The sequence below is a fragment of the Nocardia salmonicida NBRC 13393 genome (assembly GCF_001613085.1).
In the GTDB taxonomy this organism is placed as follows: domain Bacteria; phylum Actinomycetota; class Actinomycetes; order Mycobacteriales; family Mycobacteriaceae; genus Nocardia; species Nocardia salmonicida.
The window spans coordinates 24,092-42,411 of sequence record NZ_BDBR01000030.1 but is presented as its reverse complement, the minus strand read 5'-3'; the positions used below and the strand labels follow the sequence as shown (position 1 = coordinate 42,411).

At 66.6% G+C, this 18,320-nt stretch carries 18 protein-coding genes; 11 read left to right on the top strand and 7 right to left on the bottom strand.

Annotation, left to right across the window (positions count from 1 at the left end; translation table 11 throughout):
• Nucleotides 1-371: 371 nt before the first annotated feature.
• Nucleotides 372-1,313 (bottom strand): alpha/beta fold hydrolase, encoded by a 942-nt coding sequence (locus NS1_RS25325; protein ID WP_062988377.1) that lies wholly within the window; start codon nt 1,311-1,313, stop codon nt 372-374.
• 90 nt (nt 1,314-1,403) lie between these two features.
• Between NS1_RS25325 and NS1_RS25320 the strand changes: the two genes are divergently transcribed.
• Both NS1_RS25320 and NS1_RS25315 read left to right on the top strand, forming a co-directional pair.
• The gene (locus tag NS1_RS25320) at nt 1,404-2,252 is read left to right on the top strand and encodes an SDR family NAD(P)-dependent oxidoreductase (protein WP_062988375.1); all 849 of its coding nucleotides are present in this window, start codon (nt 1,404-1,406) and stop codon (nt 2,250-2,252) included.
• 124 nt (nt 2,253-2,376) lie between these two features.
• Nucleotides 2,377-2,727 carry a histone-like nucleoid-structuring protein Lsr2 gene (locus tag NS1_RS25315; protein WP_056822989.1) on the top strand — a complete coding sequence of 117 codons (351 nt, stop codon included), beginning with the start codon at nt 2,377-2,379 and terminating at the stop codon, nt 2,725-2,727.
• 58 nt (nt 2,728-2,785) lie between these two features.
• Here the strand turns inward: NS1_RS25315 and NS1_RS25310 are convergent, their stop codons facing one another.
• Nucleotides 2,786-4,087, bottom strand: a complete 1,302-nt coding sequence (locus NS1_RS25310; RefSeq protein ID WP_062988373.1) for a lipase family protein — start codon at nt 4,085-4,087, stop codon at nt 2,786-2,788.
• A gap of 182 nt (nt 4,088-4,269) precedes the next feature.
• On the opposite strand from NS1_RS25310, the gene NS1_RS25305 reads away from it, so the two are divergent.
• The 3 genes from NS1_RS25305 (at nt 4,270) to NS1_RS25295 (ending at nt 6,359) form a co-directional block, all read left to right on the top strand.
• Complete coding sequence (locus NS1_RS25305) at nt 4,270-4,578, top strand: nuclear transport factor 2 family protein (RefSeq protein WP_062988371.1); 309 nt, start codon at nt 4,270-4,272, stop codon at nt 4,576-4,578.
• A gap of 104 nt (nt 4,579-4,682) precedes the next feature.
• Complete coding sequence (locus NS1_RS25300; RefSeq protein WP_062988369.1) at nt 4,683-5,327, top strand: TRADD-N-associated membrane domain-containing protein; 645 nt, start codon at nt 4,683-4,685, stop codon at nt 5,325-5,327.
• Between the two features lie 186 nt (nt 5,328-5,513).
• Nucleotides 5,514-6,359 carry an aldo/keto reductase gene (locus NS1_RS25295; RefSeq protein WP_062988367.1) on the top strand — a complete coding sequence of 282 codons (846 nt, stop codon included), beginning with the start codon at nt 5,514-5,516 and terminating at the stop codon, nt 6,357-6,359.
• 43 nt (nt 6,360-6,402) lie between these two features.
• Here the strand turns inward: NS1_RS25295 and NS1_RS25290 are convergent, their stop codons facing one another.
• Nucleotides 6,403-6,741 (bottom strand): cupin domain-containing protein, encoded by a 339-nt coding sequence (locus tag NS1_RS25290; protein ID WP_255284683.1) that lies wholly within the window; start codon nt 6,739-6,741, stop codon nt 6,403-6,405.
• Nucleotides 6,742-6,820: 79 nt separating this feature from the next.
• On the opposite strand from NS1_RS25290, the gene NS1_RS25285 reads away from it, so the two are divergent.
• The 3 genes from NS1_RS25285 to NS1_RS25275 all read left to right on the top strand — a co-directional run bounded on the left by NS1_RS25285 (nt 6,821) and on the right by NS1_RS25275 (nt 10,026).
• A complete protein-coding gene (locus NS1_RS25285; protein WP_255284682.1) occupies nt 6,821-8,230 on the top strand; it encodes an aminotransferase-like domain-containing protein in 1,410 nt (469 codons plus the stop codon).
• Between the two features lie 64 nt (nt 8,231-8,294).
• Nucleotides 8,295-9,197: an alpha/beta fold hydrolase gene (locus tag NS1_RS25280; protein ID WP_062988362.1), complete on the top strand. Its 903-nt coding sequence runs from the start codon at nt 8,295-8,297 to the stop codon at nt 9,195-9,197.
• A gap of 10 nt (nt 9,198-9,207) precedes the next feature.
• A complete protein-coding gene (locus NS1_RS25275; protein ID WP_084504399.1) occupies nt 9,208-10,026 on the top strand; it encodes a MerR family transcriptional regulator in 819 nt (272 codons plus the stop codon).
• Here the strand turns inward: NS1_RS25275 and NS1_RS25270 are convergent.
• Nucleotides 9,978-11,420, bottom strand: coding sequence for an MFS transporter (locus NS1_RS25270; RefSeq protein WP_062988360.1), 1,443 nt, complete (start codon nt 11,418-11,420; stop codon nt 9,978-9,980). The genes NS1_RS25275 and NS1_RS25270 overlap by 49 nt on opposite strands.
• 74 nt (nt 11,421-11,494) lie before the next feature.
• On the opposite strand from NS1_RS25270, the gene NS1_RS25265 reads away from it, so the two are divergent.
• A complete protein-coding gene (locus tag NS1_RS25265; RefSeq protein WP_062988357.1) occupies nt 11,495-12,049 on the top strand; it encodes a TetR/AcrR family transcriptional regulator in 555 nt (184 codons plus the stop codon).
• Between the two features lie 34 nt (nt 12,050-12,083).
• On the opposite strand, the gene NS1_RS25260 is transcribed toward NS1_RS25265, so the two are convergent.
• The gene (locus NS1_RS25260; RefSeq protein ID WP_062988355.1) at nt 12,084-12,629 is read right to left on the bottom strand and encodes a LysR family transcriptional regulator; all 546 of its coding nucleotides are present in this window, start codon (nt 12,627-12,629) and stop codon (nt 12,084-12,086) included.
• A gap of 39 nt (nt 12,630-12,668) precedes the next feature.
• Between NS1_RS25260 and NS1_RS39275 the strand changes: the two genes are divergently transcribed.
• Nucleotides 12,669-14,138 (top strand): alpha/beta fold hydrolase, encoded by a 1,470-nt coding sequence (locus tag NS1_RS39275; RefSeq protein WP_084504387.1) that lies wholly within the window; start codon nt 12,669-12,671, stop codon nt 14,136-14,138.
• A 17-nt stretch (nt 14,139-14,155) separates the two neighbouring features.
• Here the strand turns inward: NS1_RS39275 and NS1_RS25250 are convergent, their stop codons facing one another.
• Complete coding sequence (locus tag NS1_RS25250; RefSeq protein WP_062988353.1) at nt 14,156-15,034, bottom strand: alpha/beta fold hydrolase; 879 nt, start codon at nt 15,032-15,034, stop codon at nt 14,156-14,158.
• An 84-nt stretch (nt 15,035-15,118) separates the two neighbouring features.
• Between NS1_RS25250 and NS1_RS25245 the strand changes: the two genes are divergently transcribed.
• On the top strand, nt 15,119-17,137 hold the full coding sequence (locus NS1_RS25245) for an AfsR/SARP family transcriptional regulator (RefSeq protein ID WP_255284681.1): 2,019 nt from the start codon (nt 15,119-15,121) through the stop codon (nt 17,135-17,137).
• Here the strand turns inward: NS1_RS25245 and NS1_RS25240 are convergent.
• Nucleotides 17,134-18,273: an epoxide hydrolase family protein gene (locus NS1_RS25240; RefSeq protein ID WP_157125376.1), complete on the bottom strand. Its 1,140-nt coding sequence runs from the start codon at nt 18,271-18,273 to the stop codon at nt 17,134-17,136. The two genes, NS1_RS25245 and NS1_RS25240, sit on opposite strands and share 4 nt — an antisense overlap.
• Nucleotides 18,274-18,320: the final 47 nt, after the last annotated feature.

Sequence of the window (18,320 nt, the reverse complement as noted above, 5' to 3'; positions counted from 1 at the left end):
CGTCGTCCGTTCGTCGGCTCCGAGTGCAATCTTCAAGAGGCCGCATCCTTTCAGGTGGTCCGCCCGATGTGCCTCCCACCAAAAGTACCGCCTCTTCGCGACTTTCCGCCGAGCGATTCATACTTCTTCGACGATCCCGCCGACACACTCCCCCGCGACAAGGAACAGCCGTGGCCGAACGCACTGTCACCGCGAATATCGGCCTCACCCTCGACGGACGCTACAACGGCCCCGGCGGTCCCACCGACATGCGGGCGATCGTCCGCTACGCCACCACCGATGTCGCCCGCGATCACCTCACCCGCGCTGCCCGGCTCGCGGTGGACGCTCATCCGTCACGAGGTCGGCGAACTGGGCGAGATGGCCCTGACCTACGACCGCGCGCGCTGATCGACACCGACCTCGTGCAGCGCGGTGACCAGGAAGTCGTTGACCGCGTCGGTTCGCTCGAGGTGCACGAGATGGCCCGCACCCGGAAGTTCCACTACCGCACGGAGTTCGGTGACATTCGCCCGGAGGGTGGCAAGCGGGTCGCGGCCGCTGAAGCCCTCCATGTCGGGGTCGTTCTCGCCGTAGAGGAAGTAGGTCGGGACCTCGATCCGGGCATCGGCGAACGGCTCGGCGAGTTCCCAGTTGCGGTCCAGATTGCGGTACCAGTTCAATCCCCCGGTGAAGCCCGTCCGCTCGAAATCCGTGGCGATGGTGTCGAATTCACTGTCACTGAGCCAGCTCCACGGCAGTGCGGGCGCCTGGGGCAGCACATCCAGATAACCGAGCCCCGGCGGGTTCTTCCAGGTGTCGAGATAGTGGTAGTCACCGGAGAGGGAGAAGTAGACGCGGGACAGGAATTCCCTCGGTCGCGCGGCGAGTTCGACATCGGCGACGCCGGGCTCCTGAAAGTAGGACAGGTGCAGGAAGTGGCGCTGGGCGGCCTTCGTCCAGAAGGCCGACGGTGGACGCGGCGGGCGCGGCGAGTACGGATTGTTCAGCACCACCAGCGCTTCGACGCGTTCGGGAGCGCGCAGCGACAGCTCCCACACCAGTTGGGCACCGAAATCGAGGCCGACGAACACAGCCTTCTCGGCGCCGATGTCGTCGAGCAGGGCCAGGAGGTCACCGATCACGGCCTCGTTGGTGTACGCGGCGACGTCAGCGGGCGCCTCGGTTCGACCGTAGCCGCGAAGGTCGGGCGCGATGGCTCGGAATCCCGCCTCGGCCACGGCCGCTATCTGCCGGTGCCAGATGAACCCCGTGTGCGGAAATCCGTGACAGAACACCACCGGGTAGCCCTGCCCCTGCTCGGTGACATGCATCCTGATTTCGCCTGTGTCGAGAAATCTCTGCTCCACTACCGCCTCCAATTTCTAGAACGTGTTCTGATTTGACGGTAGTGTCCTGAGGTCATGAGCGGAACACCCAAGATTCTGGCCGGGCGCGTCGCGGTCGTCACCGGGGCAAGTCGTGGCATCGGTAAAGGCATCGCCCTCGAGTTGGGCGCGGCTGGGGCGACCGTGTACGTCACCGGACGCACCACCGAGCCCGGGAAGCTACCCGGCACCGTCGGGGAGACCGCAGCGATGGTCACCGAGCTCGGCGGACACGGCGTCGTGGCAGTCTGCGATCATCGCGACGACGATGCGGTCGAGAAGCTCTTCACCCGGATCCGCGAGGAGCAGGGGCGCCTCGATGTGCTGGTCAACAATGTCTACAACTCCCCCGCCGCCGCCCGCTGGCTGGGCCGCAAATTCTGGGACGTGCCGCCGAAGGCGTGGGACGAGACCTTCGAGATCGGCGTGCGATCGCACTATGTGGCCAGTGTTTTCGCCGCACCGCTGCTCATCGAGTCAGCGGGCCTCATCGTCAACGTCTCCTCCCCCGGCGCCCGCCGGTACATGCACAATGCCGTCTACGGCGTCGGCAAGACCGCCCTTGATCGCCTCACCGCCGACCTCGCGCACGACCTATCCGGCACCGGCGCGACCGCGGTCTCGATCTGGCCCGGGATCGTGAATACCGAACTGCTGCAGATGGTTCCGGCCGACGAACACGGCCGTCGCGAGGTCACCCTGCCCGGCGAGGGCACCTTCGATCTCGACACCGCCGAGTCCCCCCGCTTCCCCGGGCGCGCCGTGGTGGCGCTGGCCGCCGATCCCGGCCGGTCGACGCGCACCGGGAAATCCTGGAAGGTCGCCGATCTCGCCGAGGACTACGGGTTCACCGACGTCGACGGACGCATCCCCCGCGCCGACTGACCACTCCTCGGCGGATTCTTCGGCGACGTCCGAACACTGGTCGACGAACCGAGCGAATAACCCGCGCCGCGGTCAACTAAGATCAGCGACGGTAATTCTCGGCACCCGAACGAACAGGACTCCCATGGCGCGCAAAGTCGTTGTCACACTTGTCGATGATTTCGATGGCACGTCCGCTGCCGATGCGACTGTCACATTCGGAATCGATGGGGCAGCCTACGAAATCGACCTGTCCGATGCCAACGCGGCAGAGTTGCGTGAGGTGTTCGAACAGTGGGTTCCGTACGCGCGTCGCACCGGTCGGGCCAAAGCAGGCGCCGCACGTCGCCTCGGCTCGGCACCGGCAGCTGAATCCACCCGCCGCAACGATCTGACCGAGATCCGCGCGTGGGCTTCGCAGAACGGGCACACCGTGTCCAGCCGCGGCAGGATCTCGGCGGAAGTCATCTCGGCCTATGAGCAGGCTTCGGCGTAAAGCTTCGGTTCGTCGACAGCACGGCGCGCATTCCCTCCGCGCGCCGTGCTGTTTTCGTCTAGTTGGGCAGCGGAATATCGGCCTTGAATCGCTCCCCCGGCGCCAGACCGCGCAGCACCGCACTGGTCCAGGCCACCGCGGGCGGCCAGCCCGCGACGGCGTTGACGACGTGTTCGGGCAGCGGCATCGTGTAGAACCGCAGGTCCGCGCCGCGGGCCCAGTAGTCGTTCACCGTCGGCAGGACCGCCGACGTCGGGATCAGCTCGTCCCAGATTCCGTGCCACCAGAAGATCGGGCTGTCCGGAATATGGTGCCCCAGACTCTGATCCGCGAGCACCTCCATCACACCCGGCGCCGTTTCCAGTGACTTCCCCGGCTGGAAATAAGCACTGATCGGCCGGTACGCGCCCGCCGCGGCGATCGTATAAACGCAGCGACTCCGCATATCCGCCACGATCGCCTGACCCTCGGGGGTCAGCAATTCCTTCGCGTCGAACTGGTCGGGGAATTCCCGCGACAACGCGGCGAAGCCGAGCCACATCGTGAAATTACTGGCGCCGGTGAGGCCCGGCTGCTGGGCGATCGCGTAACGGGCCTGGGCGCGGAGGTCGGCGGGGAATCCGCCCACCGCGGTGCCGAGCAACCGCACATCGGGGGCATAACTCTCGCGAAGTTCGGCCGCGCGGATCGAACCAGAGCCGCCGCCGGAGTACCCGTAGAGCGCGATCCCGGAGTCGGTCAGGCCCAACGCCGAGTTCTTCATGGCGCGCAGACTGTCGAGCACCATTTTGCCTTCGTCATAGGTGTTGAAGGTATTGAACTTGCCGTCGAAGTCGGCGACGTTGATCGCGAATCCCTGCGCGAGCCAATAGATCGCCAACGCGGCCTCTTTCATCGTGCCCGTCTGCAACGTGTACGACGGGTTGCACGACGAATCGGTCGCGTCGATGGCCTCCTGGAACGACACCACCGGTCGCGAACTGCCCGACCACGGGATGCCGGGGACGATCACCGAGGTCGCGGTCGCGATCGGGTTGTCGTGCACGTCATTGCTTCGGAACAGCAGTTGTTCGGTGTGCACCGGGAAGGGCAGGCCGAGCAGTCGCGTCTGCACCGTTCGGGAGCGGATGATCTGTCCGGGCGCATAGGAATTCAGGTCCGCCGGGTCGTCGTACCAGGGATCTTCCGCGGGCACCGGGATCGGCAGCATGTCGTAGAGCTGGGGTTCGGCGGGCAGCTGCGGGAGCTGGTTCTGGTCCAACGGGAAACTCGGATACGGGTCGCCGGTGGCGTTGCCCGCGCTCGCCACCGCCAGACATACCGCCGCCAGCGGCACTGCCGCCCATCTCGTTCTGAACATTCGTCCCCGCTTCGGCCGACCGCGTCCACCCCGGCGACTCGAGTGGATGGTGGCTGCCGCGCTGCGCTGCATGGCGTCTCCTCTGGTAGGTGACGCTGATTACAGCACGAGCGCTTGTTTCTAACAAGAGTGCTTGTTCATAACGCCCGACCTTTGCCGTTGACAAGGGATTCACACTGGCGATGACCACTACCGACACCACCCGTCCCACCGAGTCCCGGCGGCGCACCATCGTGCGGGTCGGCACCCACTATCAGGGCCGTGCGGATGTGACCGAGGCGCATCGCGCACTGTTCAGCGGGTTCCTGAAGGGCAGCAAGCTGGCCGACTCCTTTCTCGACATCCGCTTCTACGGCGCCGACGTCGCCATCGTCACCAGCCGCAGCGACCGATACGACAAGAACAAGCCCGCCGAGCTGTCGAAAACCCAGACCTACACCCTGGTCCGCGAACCCGACGGCCCTGCGACCAAGCCGGCGGCCGAACGATGAACGCGAATCATCCTGCGCGAGTGGACAACAGGAGAGGGAATAACGGCTCGCGGTAGAGTGCGCGGGGTAATTCGCAGGGGTGTAGCTGGATTCGGGGGGATACCGTGAACGAAATCTTGGCCTTGATCGGGGTGGGTGGGCTGATCCCGACGGTGATCGCGGCGGTGTCGGCGTGGTTCTCGACGACATTCAGTCGCCGAATCAACAAGCGGGCGATCGAAACCACCATGAGCGCCGACGCCGTTCCTCCCGTCGTCTCGATACCGACCGAACCGGCGGATCAGGACACCGACCACACCCAGACGCCGCGACCTCGAACCGAGGAATACCTCCGGCAGGTGCGCAGCGCGATGGCGCAGAGCACGGCGTTCTTCTGGGCGTACATGATCAGCGGCTGCTGTGGAGTCGTGGTCGTTCTCGCCGCGGCGTCGATGGTGGCGTTCGGCAATCGAGACGCCGCCGCCGCGACCTCGATCATGGGTGCGGTGCCGGTCGGAATCACCGCGTTGTTCTACAAGCGTTCCACCGACCTCGATAAAATCGGGGGCGAGAATCTCGCACGCCTGGGCAAAGCCGACGAGATCGCGGAAGCCAACCGCGCCGCGCACGATGTGGTGTCGCGAATGGGGGTCGGCGCCGATCAGGACAGGCTGCTGGCCATGATCGGGGTGCGGCAACTCTTTCCGTCCGCCACGCCCGCGGAAGTCGCTGAACTCCTACGGACCGTGCCGGTCGAATCCGGACACTGAGTCGCAGGAGGTGACTGGCAGTACCTGGAACAACAGTCACTGCCACGCGCGACACCCACGGTGTCGAATGGTGTGAACAGCGCGTGTCGCCGACACCCGACTCGGCGGTGCGGTCATGCTCGCAGTGGCCGTCGTCGCGACAGCCACGCTGACCGCTCCCACCGAACTCGCGAAAGGACCGCAAGCATGCAGCACGTCACGTTGAACAACGGTGTCGAGATGCCGATCCTGGGCTACGGCGTCTACCAGATCCCCTCCGACGAGGTCGAGAAGACCGTCAGCGACGCCCTGGCCACCGGATATCGACTGATCGACACCGCGTCGGCCTACCAGAACGAGGAAGGCGTCGGACGCGCGATCGCCGCTGCGGGCATCCCCCGAGAGCAACTGTTCGTGACGACCAAATTGTGGGTGCAGGACTCCGGCGAGGACAACACGAAGCGCGCCTTCGAGAATTCCCTGCGCCGCCTCGGCCTCGACTACCTGGACCTGTACCTGATTCACCAGCCCTACGGCGACTACTACGCCGAGTGGCGTGCCATGGAAGCGCTGCACAAGCAGGGCCTTATCCGCGCGATCGGCGTCGCCAACTTCTACCCGGACCGCCTAATCGACCTGATCGACCACAACGAGGTCACTCCGGCGGTGAATCAGATCGAAACCAACCCGTTCTTCCAGCGCCGCGACGACCAGGCACTGATGCGCGAGCTGGGTGTGCAGATCGAGTCATGGGGGCCGTTCGCCGAGGGCAAGAACAACCTGTTCACCAATCCGACCCTGGTGTCGATCGCCGAGGCCCACGACAAGTCGGTTGCCCAGGTCGTATTGCGCTGGCTCACCGAACGCGGTGTCGTCGCCATCCCCAAATCTGTTCGCGCGCAACGCATGGCGGAGAACTTCGACTGCCTCGATTTCAGCCTGACCGCTGACGAGATGCAACAGATCGCCGCCCTCGACACCGGCAAGTCGCTGTTCTTCGATCACCGCGACCCGACCATGACCCACAACCTCGGCACCCACCGCATCGACTGATCGCCGCCGCTCGCATGAACACCGAGGTCGTCGCCGAGGAAGTTCAGTTGCCGTATTGCGCTGTCTCCGGGCGCTCGATCAAGAGCACGTGCGCGACCTCGTCGGCGACCGGGCGGTGCCGGATTCCCTTGGGCACCACGAACAATTCGCCCGGATGCAGGGTGATGGGGGCGCGGTCTTCCAGTTCGATCCGGAAGGCGCCGTCCCAGCAGAGGAAGAGTTCGTCTTCGTCGTGGTGATGCCAAGGGAATTCGCCCGACAGTTGGGCGACGCGGACAACAGTGTCGTTGACCATGGCCAGTTCCTGTTGGCAGAAGGGGCCGGGCAGAGCGGCGATGGCCGCGGGGATCGATACTGAACCGGTAGTGCTCGAAGCTGTCATGGTAATCATCGTCGAGCTGCTCGGGGCGACGATCCAGCGCCAATCGGCCATAATTGGTTTGGTTATGGATCCAATTACTGTGACAGATCGGCTCGGTCGCTGGTCGGCGGGGCGCGGGCCGCTGTATGCGCTGCTCGCGGCGGGGCTGCGCGGGCTGATCGAGGACGGCGAACTCCCTCCTGGCGCGCTGCTGCCGCCGGACCGCAAGCTGGCTGTCGCATTGTCGGTCGGGCGGAGCACCGTGGTGGCGGCCTATGACCTGCTGCACGACGAAGGGCGGATCGTTCGACGACAAGGCAGTGGCACCCGTGTCGCGGGATCGCCGCAGGTCGATCCGCCGGAAACTACCAGTGAGCCGATGTTCCTCGACCTGCTCGAGCCGCGGTCCGACGTGATCTCGCTGGCGTGTGCGGCACCGGATCGACCTCCTCATGCATTGGCCGAGTCCTACGCGGCGATGCTGCCCGCCTTGGCCGCCACGACCGACGACATCGGCTACTACCCGTCCGGCCATCCGGCGCTTCGGGAGGCCGTCGCCGAGTACTACCGAGGGCGGGGTCTACCGACCGAGGCCGGGCAGATCCTCGTCACCACCGGTGGGCAACAAGCGCTTTCACTTCTCGCACGCGCCTTCCTCCGGCCTGGTGATCGCGTTCTCGCGGAGGCTCCGACCTATCCCGGCGCGCTGGAAGCCTTTCGCGCGGAAGCGGCGGTCGTGTGCGGTCTGCCGCCCGGGTTGGACGGTTTCGCGGGAGCGATCCGCGACCAGCGCCCCACTCTCGCCTACGTGATCCCCACCTTCCAGAACCCGACAGGCTCGGTGCTGTCCACGCTCACACGGCGCAGGCTCGCGGAAATATCAGCAGCAGAAGGGATTCCGCTCATCGATGACGAAGTCCTGGCCGAGCTCGGCTTCCCCGGCCACGAGACTCCGCGACCAGTCGCCGCGTTCGCGGACACCGTGATCACCATCGGTTCGCTGAGTAAAAGCGTCTGGGGTGGACTGCGAGTCGGCTGGATCCGCGCGGCATCCCCTGTCGTCACCAAGCTCGCCAGGCTTCGCGCGGTACACGACCTCGGCGGCAACCTGCCCGCCCAGCTGGCCGCGGCCGAGCTGGTCCCCCGCCTCGACGACCTGCTGCGCGCGCAAGCCACCGAGCGCCGACTTCGCCACAACCATCTCCGCGCGGAACTAGCCCGCCGAATCCCCGAATGGGAGGTACCGCCGGTCGATGGCGGACAGACCCTCTGGATTCGATTGCCACATGGCGACGGCGCTTCCTTCGCACAAGCCGCACTGCGCCACCATGTTTCGATCCTCGCGGGCAGCGGCCTGGATCCGACCGGCGGGAGCGAGCGCTACCTGCGGCTTCATTTCCTCCATCCGCTGGAAACCCTCACGACGGCAGTCGACCGTCTCGCCGAAGCCTGGCGCACCTACCGCCCACCGAACAGACCCACTGTCACGACACCGCCTCTGGCGATGTGACGTCCCACCTCGGTGATCAGCACGGGTTGACCCTGACGCCGCGTCAGGGTTGCACCCTTGTCGCATGACGAACAACAACACGTCCACGACCCGGCTTGCCCCGCCGGTCGGTGGATTCGAGGAGATCGACGGCACGCGCGTCTTCGCGCGCCGGTCGGGCAGCGGCGGACCGGCCGTGGTGTTCCTGCCCGGTGCGAGCGCGGTCGGTCTGGACTATTTCGGTGTGCAGCAACAGGTTTCTCAGTTCACCACTGCCGTCGTCTACGACCGCGCCGGCACCGGCTACAGCGATCCGCTGCCCTTGCCTCGTACCGCCGAAGCGGTCGCCACGGAACTGCATCAGCTGCTGCGCGCCCACAACATCCCCGGCCCTTATGTTCTCGCGGCGCACTCCCTCGGCTGCCTCTACGCGCACCGGTTCGCTCAGCTGTACCCACAGGACGTGGCCGGACTGGTCTGGATGGACGGTCTGCATCGCGACTGGGACGAGTTCATGCCGCAGGCGATGCGACTGGCGGCGGCCGCGGCGCCCGCGCCCGATCACGAACAGGTCGAACAGATGCGGACCGCATTGCGTGAGCTGCGCGGCGAGTTGCTCGCGGACTACCCCGAGTACGTCCGGCAGCCGCTGACCGATGCAAAGTCGAGTGCCGAATGGATTCGTGCGGGCTTCGCCGAGCGCAGCGGATTGACCGAGGTGGCGACCGAACTGCACGCCGGGCCGAACCTTCCTGATGTCCCTCTGGTAGCGCTCAGCGTGATGGGCGCCGACCCCAGCCAGACCGCTGAGGCGCTGGCCGAGATCCACGACGGCAGGCGACGAATGGACGCGGCCTTGGTGAACGGAGTTTCGCGAGGAGAGCAGCGCATCATCACCGACACCGTGCACCACCGACTCTGTTTCGACCGTCCCGATGCCGTGGTCGAGGCGATCCGCGATGTCGTCGACCAGGTGGCAGGCCCCTAGAATCGGCGCGGTGCTCACCATCGGCCAACTCGCGGCGACTGCCGACGTGACCGTGCGCACCGTGCGCCATTACCACCAGGTCGGGCTGTTGCCCGAGCCAGAGCGCGACGCCTCCGGCTACCGCCGTTATCCCGCGCAGGCGGCGGTGGATCTCATCCGGATCAGAACCCTCGCCGACGCCGGCGTCCCCCTGTCCAGGATCGACGCGCTGCTGCACGCGCAACCGACCGAATTCGCTTCCGCCATCAGCGATATCGACGCGGCATTGCAGCGCAAGATCGATCAGCTCGCCGAGTACCGCCACCGGATCGCCGAACTGGCAGGCGGCGAAAGCCTCTTCCTCCCCACCGAAGTGGTCGCCGTCCTGAACCGGATGCGCGGTCTCGGCATCAGCGAACAACGAGTGCGGCTGGAGCGCGACTCCTGGATCCTGCTACAAGCGTTGGACGCCGACGCCCTCCCCCAGCGAATCCGCGAGAAGAACGCCGAATTCGACGACCCCGAAACCACCCGCCTCTACCTCGCCGTAGACGAATCGGTCGACTGGAACCCCCACGATCCACGCCTAGACCAACTCATCGACGACCTGGACACCTGGCAAATCCGCCACGAACGCCCCACCATCCGATCCACAGAACTCGTAGCCTCCCGAATCTCGGAGTCCTCCCCCGCCTGGCAACGCATCGTCAACGCCCTCACCCACCGAGCCCAACAGCGAGCGCTGACCCCGCCCCCTGCCAGTCTGGAAACAGTCGATGCCCCGGCGCGGAGTGTGCTCGATCAGCTCGAACCGGGTCGTGCCGAGGTTCGTGGACGGCCCGGAACGTAGTGCGAGCTCAGTAGCGCGATCGCGAGGAAACACGCGACTGTCAGGGTGATCCCGATGCGTGCGCCGAGAATCGGGTTCGGAAGCACCAGGCATGCACCCAGCAGTGCGATCCCGATCGCCATTCCGATTTGACGGGAGGTGTTCAGGACTCCCGATGCCAAGCCTGCATATCGTGGGTCCGCGGCAGCCATCGCCGCCCCGTTGCAGCTGGGCCCGAACAATCCGCACCCGAATCCGACCACTGCGGAGCCGACCAACAGTACGGGCCAACTCGTCGAATCTCCCACCGCCGAACACACGACGGCACCGGCCACGGCAATCAGCGACCCGGTGACCAGTAGCCACCGCATCCCGCGACCCGACCACAAGCGATTGAGCACCAGGGTCGCGAAAGTCCACAGCACCGCGAACGGTAGGAAGAACAAGCCAGTGGTCCTGGCGTCGTAGCCCCACTGGCTCTGCAAGAAGACGGCAAGCATGAATTGCAGTCCGTAGGCACCGAATTGGAAAGCGAATCCGTTCGCTATCGAAGCTGCGAACGACTTGTTCCGGAAGATCGCCAACGGCAGGACCGGAGACGGCACTCGTGATTCCACCCAGGCGAATACCAGCAGGAAGAGCACGGATGCGACGAGCAGCAGCAGCGTCAACGGCGAAGACCAACCACGGTCGCCACCTTCGATCAATCCGCCGATGAGCGCACCCAACCCCGCGATGGCCAGCAGTTGACCTGCCCAGTCGAGGGATTCGTCGCCGCGGCGCGTGGTTTCGGCGATGTGGCGCCACGTCAGCCACAGCGCCGACACACCGATCGGCACATTGATGAAGAAGATGGCCCGCCAACCCAGCGACTCGGTGAGCAACCCACCCCCGATGGGCCCGGCGACCAACGCTATACCGCCGGTCGCGCCCCACACCGTGATCGCGCGCGCCCGCCTCGTCGCATCCGGGTACGTCCGGACGATAATCGCGAGCGTGGTGGGCAGTACTCCTGCCGCGAAGATCCCCTGAACAGATCGGGCGACGAGCAACATCGGCAGGCTGGTGCTCACGGCACAGACCAGCGAGGCGACAGTGAATCCGCCGAGCGCCCAGACGAACACCCGTCGGGCACCGAGACGATCGGCCAGCGTTCCCGCGCTGAGCAGCAACGCCGCCAGCGCGATCGTGTAGACGTTCGCCAACCACTGCATAGCCGCCATCGACCCGCCCGCCTCGGTTCGAATCGAGGGCAACGCGATGTTCAGCGCGCTGCCGTCCACCAGAATCATGAAGAATCCCAAGCAGATTGCCGTCAGAGCCGCGCTCTCATTCGGCGTCCGCCTTCGACTGCTGTCCGGTTGTTCGGATACGCCGACCGACCTGCGTGCCCACTCCGAGCTCGATGACCCCATGACCCACCCCTTCGCCGATCCTGTACCTATGAGTACAGAGCGATACTGTACATACCAGTAGGTACAGTTGCCGTATGACGACGGCCGACCGCTTGATCGAAAGCATGCAAACTCTGCTGTGGGAGCGCGGTTACTCAGGAACGAGCCCACGCGCGGTGCAAGAACTCGCCGATGCGGGCCAAGGCAGCATGTACCACCATTTCCGGGGCAAAGCGGGACTCGCCGTTGCCGCCGAGCTTCGGATGGGCGAAGAGCTGAGGGAACAGATCACTGCCCGACTCGACAGCGGATCGACAACCCGCGAGAAGGTCGCCGCGTTCTTGACCCTCGACGAAAACGTCCTGCGCGGTTGCAGACTCGGGCGGCTGGCCCAGGACGCGGCAGTGGTGGCCGACGATTCGCTCCGAGAGCCGATCGCCACGATGTTCGACTGGATCCAGGATCAGATCCGACAGGTCCTCGCCGAGGGCGTCCGCAACGGGGAACTCGAGGCGAGCCTGGATATCGACGACCTCGCCGCCACCATCCTCGCTGTTCGACAAGGCGCCTACGTTCTCGCTCGTGGCGCACAGTCAGGCGAACCGTTCCGCCGGGCCTCCCGGGGCATCCTTCAGCTCCTACCCCGGTAACCGAGATGGCACGAAACCGTGCCGCCATGCCCGCCTACGGTCGGACTCGGGCGGTGTCGCACGCGGTCTGGACAAAGGCCTGTACTCGTGCGGTGCGTCCGGTGTTGAGCCAGCCGAGGCCGAATTGAAGGGGTGGGGCGTCGGTGACGGGGATGAAGGTGACGTCGGGGCGGACGTAGAACTGGGGGGCTTGTTCGGTGGTGAGGTAGACGCCTTTGCCTGCGTCGACGAGGGCGAGGATCTCCTGGAAGGTGGCGGCGGTCGGGCCGGGTTCGATGGGGCGGCCGGACGGGGTCTGCTTGGGGTGGTGGAATTCGTCGTAGTAGGCGGGAAGCTGTGGCGGGTTCTGGAAGATCTCGCCCACCTCGAGCAGGTACCGTCCACCGGCCGACCCGAAATAGCCGACCCGCAGGGTGCCGTGGATGCCGCGTCCGGCCAGTGTGGCATTGCGTACGCTGCGCTGAACCTGTTCGTAGGCCGGCCGAAGCTCGTCGCGCAGCTGACATCCGACCGGCGTCAGGACGACCTTGCGACTGGTCCGTTCGAACAGCGTGATCACGCCCGGCGAACGGTTGATCATAGATCCGTCTACAAAGAATTCAGAGAGGTCGGTTTCGACATGGCGGTAGTGACCGTTCCGCACATCAGGCATCGGGTCGTCGAGATCGACGGCGTCCGGGTCTTTTACCGGGAAACCGGGCCGACCGACGCGCCGGCACTGCTTCTCCTGCACGGCTTCCCCTCGGCATCGCACCAGTTCCGTCGGCTCATGGACGCACTGGGTGGGCGATACCGGATGATCGCCCCGGACTACCCCGGCTTCGGGCATACCGAAGTCCCCGACGATTTCGTCTACTCCTTCGAGCGTCTCGCCGATATCGTCGAAGGGTTCGTCGACGCGGTCGGACTGCGACGATTCGTGTTGTACGCCTTCGACTTCGGCGGTCCGGTCGGGTTGCGGCTCGCCACCCGCCGTCCGGCACAGATCGCCGGGCTGATCGTCCAGAACTCCAACGCCTACGACGAGGGCCTGTCCGAGATGGCGCGCGCGATGACCGCGAACAAGCCCGGCCTACCGGGCGCCGAGGACAACGTTCGACAGATCCTCGAACTGCCCGTCACCCGCGGCCAATACGAGGGCGGCACCACCGATCCGGAGCTCATCGCGCCCGACGGCTGGACCCTGGATCAGCATTTCCTCGACCTCCCTGGCCGCAAGGACGCACAGGTGCAGCTGGCCCTCGACTACCACACCAATGTGGCGCTCTACCCGGTGTGGCAGCAGTGGTTGCGCGAGCACCGACCGCCGACGCTGGTGCTGTGGGGTCGCAACGACGCCTTCTTCCCAGAGTCGGGCGCTACCGCCTACCTCCGTGACCTCCCCGACGCCGCGGTCCACCTATTCGACACCGGACATTTCGCGCTCGAAGAGAATCTGCCCGACATCGCGCCGCTCATCGATGATTTCGTCGATCGCCTGTATCACCGCGGGCCCATGAAGATCGCGGTCATCGGTGCCGGCGGCAACCTCGGCGGTGCGGTGGCCAGGGAGGCCGTCGCGCGCGGCTGGCAGGTCACCGCGCTCGGCCGGGACACGATGGATGTCACCGACGCGGCCTCGGTCAAGAATGCCGTCGCGGGTCACGACGCCGTCGTCGCGGCCATCAAGGGCGAAGACCGACTGGTGCCGCGCGGCGCCGCGACCCTGCTCGAAGCCCTTCCTCTCGCCGGGGTCGATCGCCTGGTGTTCCTCGGTGGGGGCGGCAGCCTGGAGTACGCACCGGGACAGCGCTTCGTCGATGCGCCGAATTTCCCGGCCCAGTACCTGGAAACGGCTCGCGACCAGACCGAAGCGCTCGAGATCTTGCGGGCGTCCGACTCGCCGGTCCGGTGGTCCTACGTCAGCCCGCCGCCCGTGCACCTGGTCCCCGGCGAGGCGACCGGCTCCTACCGGGCCGAGGCTCGCGATACCCCGATCACGGATGCCGACGGTGAAAGTCGCATCAGCGTCGGCGATTACGCCAGCGCCATCGTCGACGCACTACAGGACGGCTCCTTCGCCGGACAGCGCTTCACCGTCTCGTACTGAGCCTACGCACGCCTGGCTCAGCGCAGGACCAGCTCACGAAGGGCCGCGGCCACAGTTTCGGGGTCCTCTTCGGCCATGAAGTGACCCACGTCGACGGTGCGGTGGTCGAGATCGGGTGCCCAACTCGACCACAGCGCCGCCGCTTCGAATCCGAGCGCCGCGCCCCAGTCCTGCTGCAGGACCGTCACGGGCATGGACAGCCGCGCGCCTGCCGCGCGGTCGGCACGATCGTGGTCGACATCGATGGTCGCCGAGGCGCGATAATCGGCCACGATCGAAGGGACGGCTTCGCGACTGGCCTCCAGATACGCGGCGCGCACGGGTGCGGGGATCGCGGCGGGATCCTTGGTCCACAGGTCGAGGAAGTAGGCGAAGAACGCGTCGGCGCCGGCCGCGATCATCTGTTCGGGCAGACCCGGCGGCTGGGCCATCAGGTACAGGTGGAACCCGACGGCGGCGTCGACACCGTGCAGCACTTCCCACATGTCGAGGGTGGGTAGCACGTCCAGGCAGGCGAGGTGGGTGATCGTCGCGGCGTGGTCGAGTCCTGCGCGGAAGGCGACCAGTGCTCCACGGTCGTGCCCGGCGAGCGCGAAGCGTTCATGACCGAAAGCCGCTGCTACGGAGACGATGTCGGCTGCCATGCGCCGCTTGGAGTAGGTATCGGGTGCGGTGTCGGCGGGTTTGTCGCTGTCTCCGTAGCCGCGTAGGTCCGGCACTATCACCGTGTGGTCGGCGGCCAGGTCGGCGGCGACGTGACGCCACATCAGGTGGGTCTGCGGGAAGCCGTGCAGCAGCACGATCGGAGCACCCGAACCGGCGACGGCGACATTGAGCGCGACCTCGTCGGCGACAGGGACGCGGTGGTAGTCGAATACGGGAATGGTGCGGGTCATCGCGTTGACTCTTTCGTTCGAAGGCTGGTCCGCGGAGGTCTGAGCGGATCGAGTTCGAGCGTGCGGTGTCGCGATGAGCACCCGATGAACGCGCACTACATTGGCCTGATGCGGTTTCAGGTGCTCGGTCCCGTCACCGCGCATGACGACCTGGGCAGACCGGTCGCGCTGCGCGGACCGCGCTATCGCGAGGTGCTCGCGCGGCTGATCCTCGCCGACCGGCGCGTGGTTCCGGTCAGTCGACTGGTCGACGATCTGTGGGACGAGCCGCCCGCGGACGCGGTGGGCGCGGTGCGCACCTTCGTGGCCGGACTGCGGCGCGCGCTCGAGCCCGACCGCCCGCCTCGCGCACCGGCGCGCCTGCTGGTCACCGAAGGGCTCGGTTACGCGCTGCGGGCCGAACCCGATGCCGTCGACGCCTGGCGGTTCGACGATGCGGTCCGGATGGCATCGACTCTGCCTGCGGGACAAGCCTTCTCGGTACTCACCGAGGCACTGGGCTGGTGGCGCGGACCTGCCTACACCGACTTCGCCGATGCGGGGTGGGCACAGGCCGAACGATCGCGGCTCACCGAGCAGCGACTGTTGGCGGTCGAACGCCGTGCCGAAGCCCAAGTGGCGCTCGGTGCCGCCGCGGCAGCGGTTCCCGACCTCGACGCGCACGTCACCGAGCATCCGTGGCGCGAAGACGCGTGGGGGCTGCTGGCCACCGCCCTGTATCGCTCGGGCCGTCAAGCCGACGCGCTCGCCGTCCTCACCAGGGCCCGGCGGCTGCTGGCCGAGGATCTGGGCATCGACCCGGGGCCGGCATTGCGCCGCCTCGAACACGACCTGCGGCGCCAGGCTGCGCACCTCGACCCGGTCGCGACCGACCCCACCGCGCAGGTCTGGGAACAGGCGCGCGCCGCCTACGACAGCGCCGTCCCGCCACGCACGAGGACGCGCCTGGAATCGACCGCCGGACTGATGCGCGACCTCGCGGTGACGGGCGGCGGCGGGTTGGCAGCGGCACGTGCACACCGGATTTCCGCAGTCCTCGCGGCCGACGAACTCGGCGACCCCGAATTGACCGCACGGGTGATCGGCATCTACGACGTGCCCGCGATCTGGACCCGCTCGGACGACCCGGCGCAGGACCGACGACTCGTCGACATCGCCGAGAAGACCCTGCTACAACTGCCCGCCGACGACGACGCCGACCGGACCAGGCTGCTCGCGACTATCGCCGTCGAATCGCGCGGTGGCCTGCCGGTGAACGATCCGACGGAAGCCGGTCTGCGCCCGTTGCGGGCCGCCCGCCAGGCCGAGGACATCGCGCGCCGACTGCACGACCCCGCACTCCTGACATTCGCGCTCAACGGAGTGTTCATGCAGAGCTTCCAGCGGGCCGGACTCGCGCAGCGGCGCGAAGCCGTCGGCGCCGAGATCGTCGCGGTAGCGGCGAAGAACAAGCTCGCCACCTACGAGGTACTCGGCCACTTGATCCTCGTGCAAACGCGCTGCGCCCTGGCCGATCACACCGGCGCCGACCGCCACGCCGATGCCGCCGACGCACTCGCGCAGCGCTACGAACTGCCGCTGGTCGAGGTGTTCACCACCTGGTTCCGAGCCCTACGCACCAGTGCGACAACAGATCTCGAGACCGGAGCGGCGGCGTATACGGCAGCCGCTACCACCCTCGCCGGTGCCGGTATGCCAGGGCTCGAGCACGGCCTGTTGCCGCTGGCCGAGCTGAGCCTGTATCTGCGACACCAGCAGACCGCGCGGATCGCGGCGATCGCCCCCGATACCGACTGGGGACCCTACAGATCCTGGGTCGAGCCGACCCTGCTCGTCGCCCGAGGACAGCTCGACGACGCGCGAAATGCCTTGCACGACATCACCTCACCGCCGCGTGACCTGTTGTTCGAAGCCCTATGGGCGATCGTGGCACATGCGGCCGTCACCGTCGACGACGTCGAGGTCATGCGCCGAGCCCGGACTCAGCTGGCCCCCGCTGCGGCCGAAACCACCGCGCAGAGCGGACTTCTCAGCGTGGGCCCGGTTCGGACCTACCTCGCCGACATCGAATCGGCGTTGTCGTCACACCGCGAGCATGACTAGCGGTAGTCACCGAAGGCGGCGCGCAGGTCGTCGATGATCAGGTCGGGTTCTTCCATGGCGGCGAAGTGGCCGCCGCGTTCGAACTCGGTCCAGCGCACGATGTTGTGATTGCGTTCGGCCATGCGGCGCACGGGGACACCCAGGTCGAAAGGCATGACGGCCACGGCGACCGGAACATCGGTGGCAGGTTCGGGTCGGCCCCAGGTCGCGGCGCCCTCGTAGTAGTAGCGCGCCGACGAGCCCGCGGTGCCGTTGAGCCAGTAGATCATCACGTTCGTGAGCATCGCGTCGCGGTCGACGGCGTCCTCCGGCGCGTCGGTGGAATCCGTCCAGTCCTTGAATCGTTCGACGATCCACGCCATTTGGCCCACCGGTGAGTCGGCGAGTGCGTAGGACAGAGTTTGCGGGCGACTGGCTTGCAGCAACGCGTACGCGCCGAGTTCGTAGTCGGCGCGTTGGGCAAGCTCCAGCGCGCGCTTCTCGGCGGGGTCGTCGAGGTCGGCGGTCTCGGGAGTGACCGTGGCCGAGGCGATCATCGTCACGTGGAGTGCCAGCAGATGTTCGGCGTCGATCACCGCCAGCTCGCGGGAGATGGCCGCACCGGTGTCTTCGCCGTGCGCGACGTAGCGGTCGTAGCCGAGCCGGGCCATCAACTGAGCCCAGGCGTGCGCGGCTCGGGTGGTCGACCAGCCGACCGCGGGGCCGGAGAACCCGTAACCGGGGATGGTCGGCACCACGACATGAAAAGCGTCGTCGGCGCTGCCGCCGTGCGCCACCGGATCGGTCAGCGGTCCGATCACATCGAGGAACTCCACGATCGAGCCGGGCCAGCCATGGGTGAGCACCAACGGCAATGCCTCGGGTTCCGCCGATCGCACGTGGACGAAATGCACGTCGTGTCCGTCGATTTCGGTGCGGAACTGTGGAAAGGAGTTGAGCCGGGCCTCCTGCGCTCGCCAGTCGTAGGTGTTGCGCCAGTGGCCGGCCAGTTCCCTGGTGTAGTCGAGCGGGATGCCCTGTGACCAGCCGACGCCGGTAACCCCGTCGGGCCAGCGGGTGTCGTCCAGTCGGCGGTGCAAATCGTCGAGGTTCGCCTGGGGGATGTCGATTCGGAAGGGGGTGATCTCGGTACTCATGAGAACTACGCTAAGCAGCACCTAGGACAGCTTCGGCCCTAGCTTTC

Excerpts from the sequence above, each read along its gene's own strand:
- NS1_RS25325 (WP_062988377.1), bottom strand. The coding sequence starts at position 1,313 with ATGCATGTCACCGAGCAGGGGCAGGGCTACCCGGTGGTGTTCTGTCAC.
- NS1_RS25320 (WP_062988375.1), top strand. The coding sequence starts at position 1,404 with ATGAGCGGAACACCCAAGATTCTGGCCGGGCGCGTCGCGGTCGTCACC.
- NS1_RS25315 (WP_056822989.1), top strand. The coding sequence starts at position 2,377 with ATGGCGCGCAAAGTCGTTGTCACACTTGTCGATGATTTCGATGGCACG.
- NS1_RS25310 (WP_062988373.1), bottom strand. The coding sequence starts at position 4,087 with ATGTTCAGAACGAGATGGGCGGCAGTGCCGCTGGCGGCGGTATGTCTG.
- NS1_RS25305 (WP_062988371.1), top strand. The coding sequence starts at position 4,270 with ATGACCACTACCGACACCACCCGTCCCACCGAGTCCCGGCGGCGCACC.
- NS1_RS25295 (WP_062988367.1), top strand. The coding sequence starts at position 5,514 with ATGCAGCACGTCACGTTGAACAACGGTGTCGAGATGCCGATCCTGGGC.
- NS1_RS25290 (WP_255284683.1), bottom strand. The coding sequence starts at position 6,741 with ATGACAGCTTCGAGCACTACCGGTTCAGTATCGATCCCCGCGGCCATC.
- NS1_RS25280 (WP_062988362.1), top strand. The coding sequence starts at position 8,295 with ATGACGAACAACAACACGTCCACGACCCGGCTTGCCCCGCCGGTCGGT.
- NS1_RS25270 (WP_062988360.1), bottom strand. The coding sequence starts at position 11,420 with ATGGGGTCATCGAGCTCGGAGTGGGCACGCAGGTCGGTCGGCGTATCC.
- NS1_RS25265 (WP_062988357.1), top strand. The coding sequence starts at position 11,495 with ATGACGACGGCCGACCGCTTGATCGAAAGCATGCAAACTCTGCTGTGG.
- NS1_RS25260 (WP_062988355.1), bottom strand. The coding sequence starts at position 12,629 with ATGATCAACCGTTCGCCGGGCGTGATCACGCTGTTCGAACGGACCAGT.
- NS1_RS39275 (WP_084504387.1), top strand. The coding sequence starts at position 12,669 with ATGGCGGTAGTGACCGTTCCGCACATCAGGCATCGGGTCGTCGAGATC.
- NS1_RS25250 (WP_062988353.1), bottom strand. The coding sequence starts at position 15,034 with ATGACCCGCACCATTCCCGTATTCGACTACCACCGCGTCCCTGTCGCC.
- NS1_RS25245 (WP_255284681.1), top strand. The coding sequence starts at position 15,119 with ATGAACGCGCACTACATTGGCCTGATGCGGTTTCAGGTGCTCGGTCCC.
- NS1_RS25240 (WP_157125376.1), bottom strand. The coding sequence starts at position 18,273 with ATGAGTACCGAGATCACCCCCTTCCGAATCGACATCCCCCAGGCGAAC.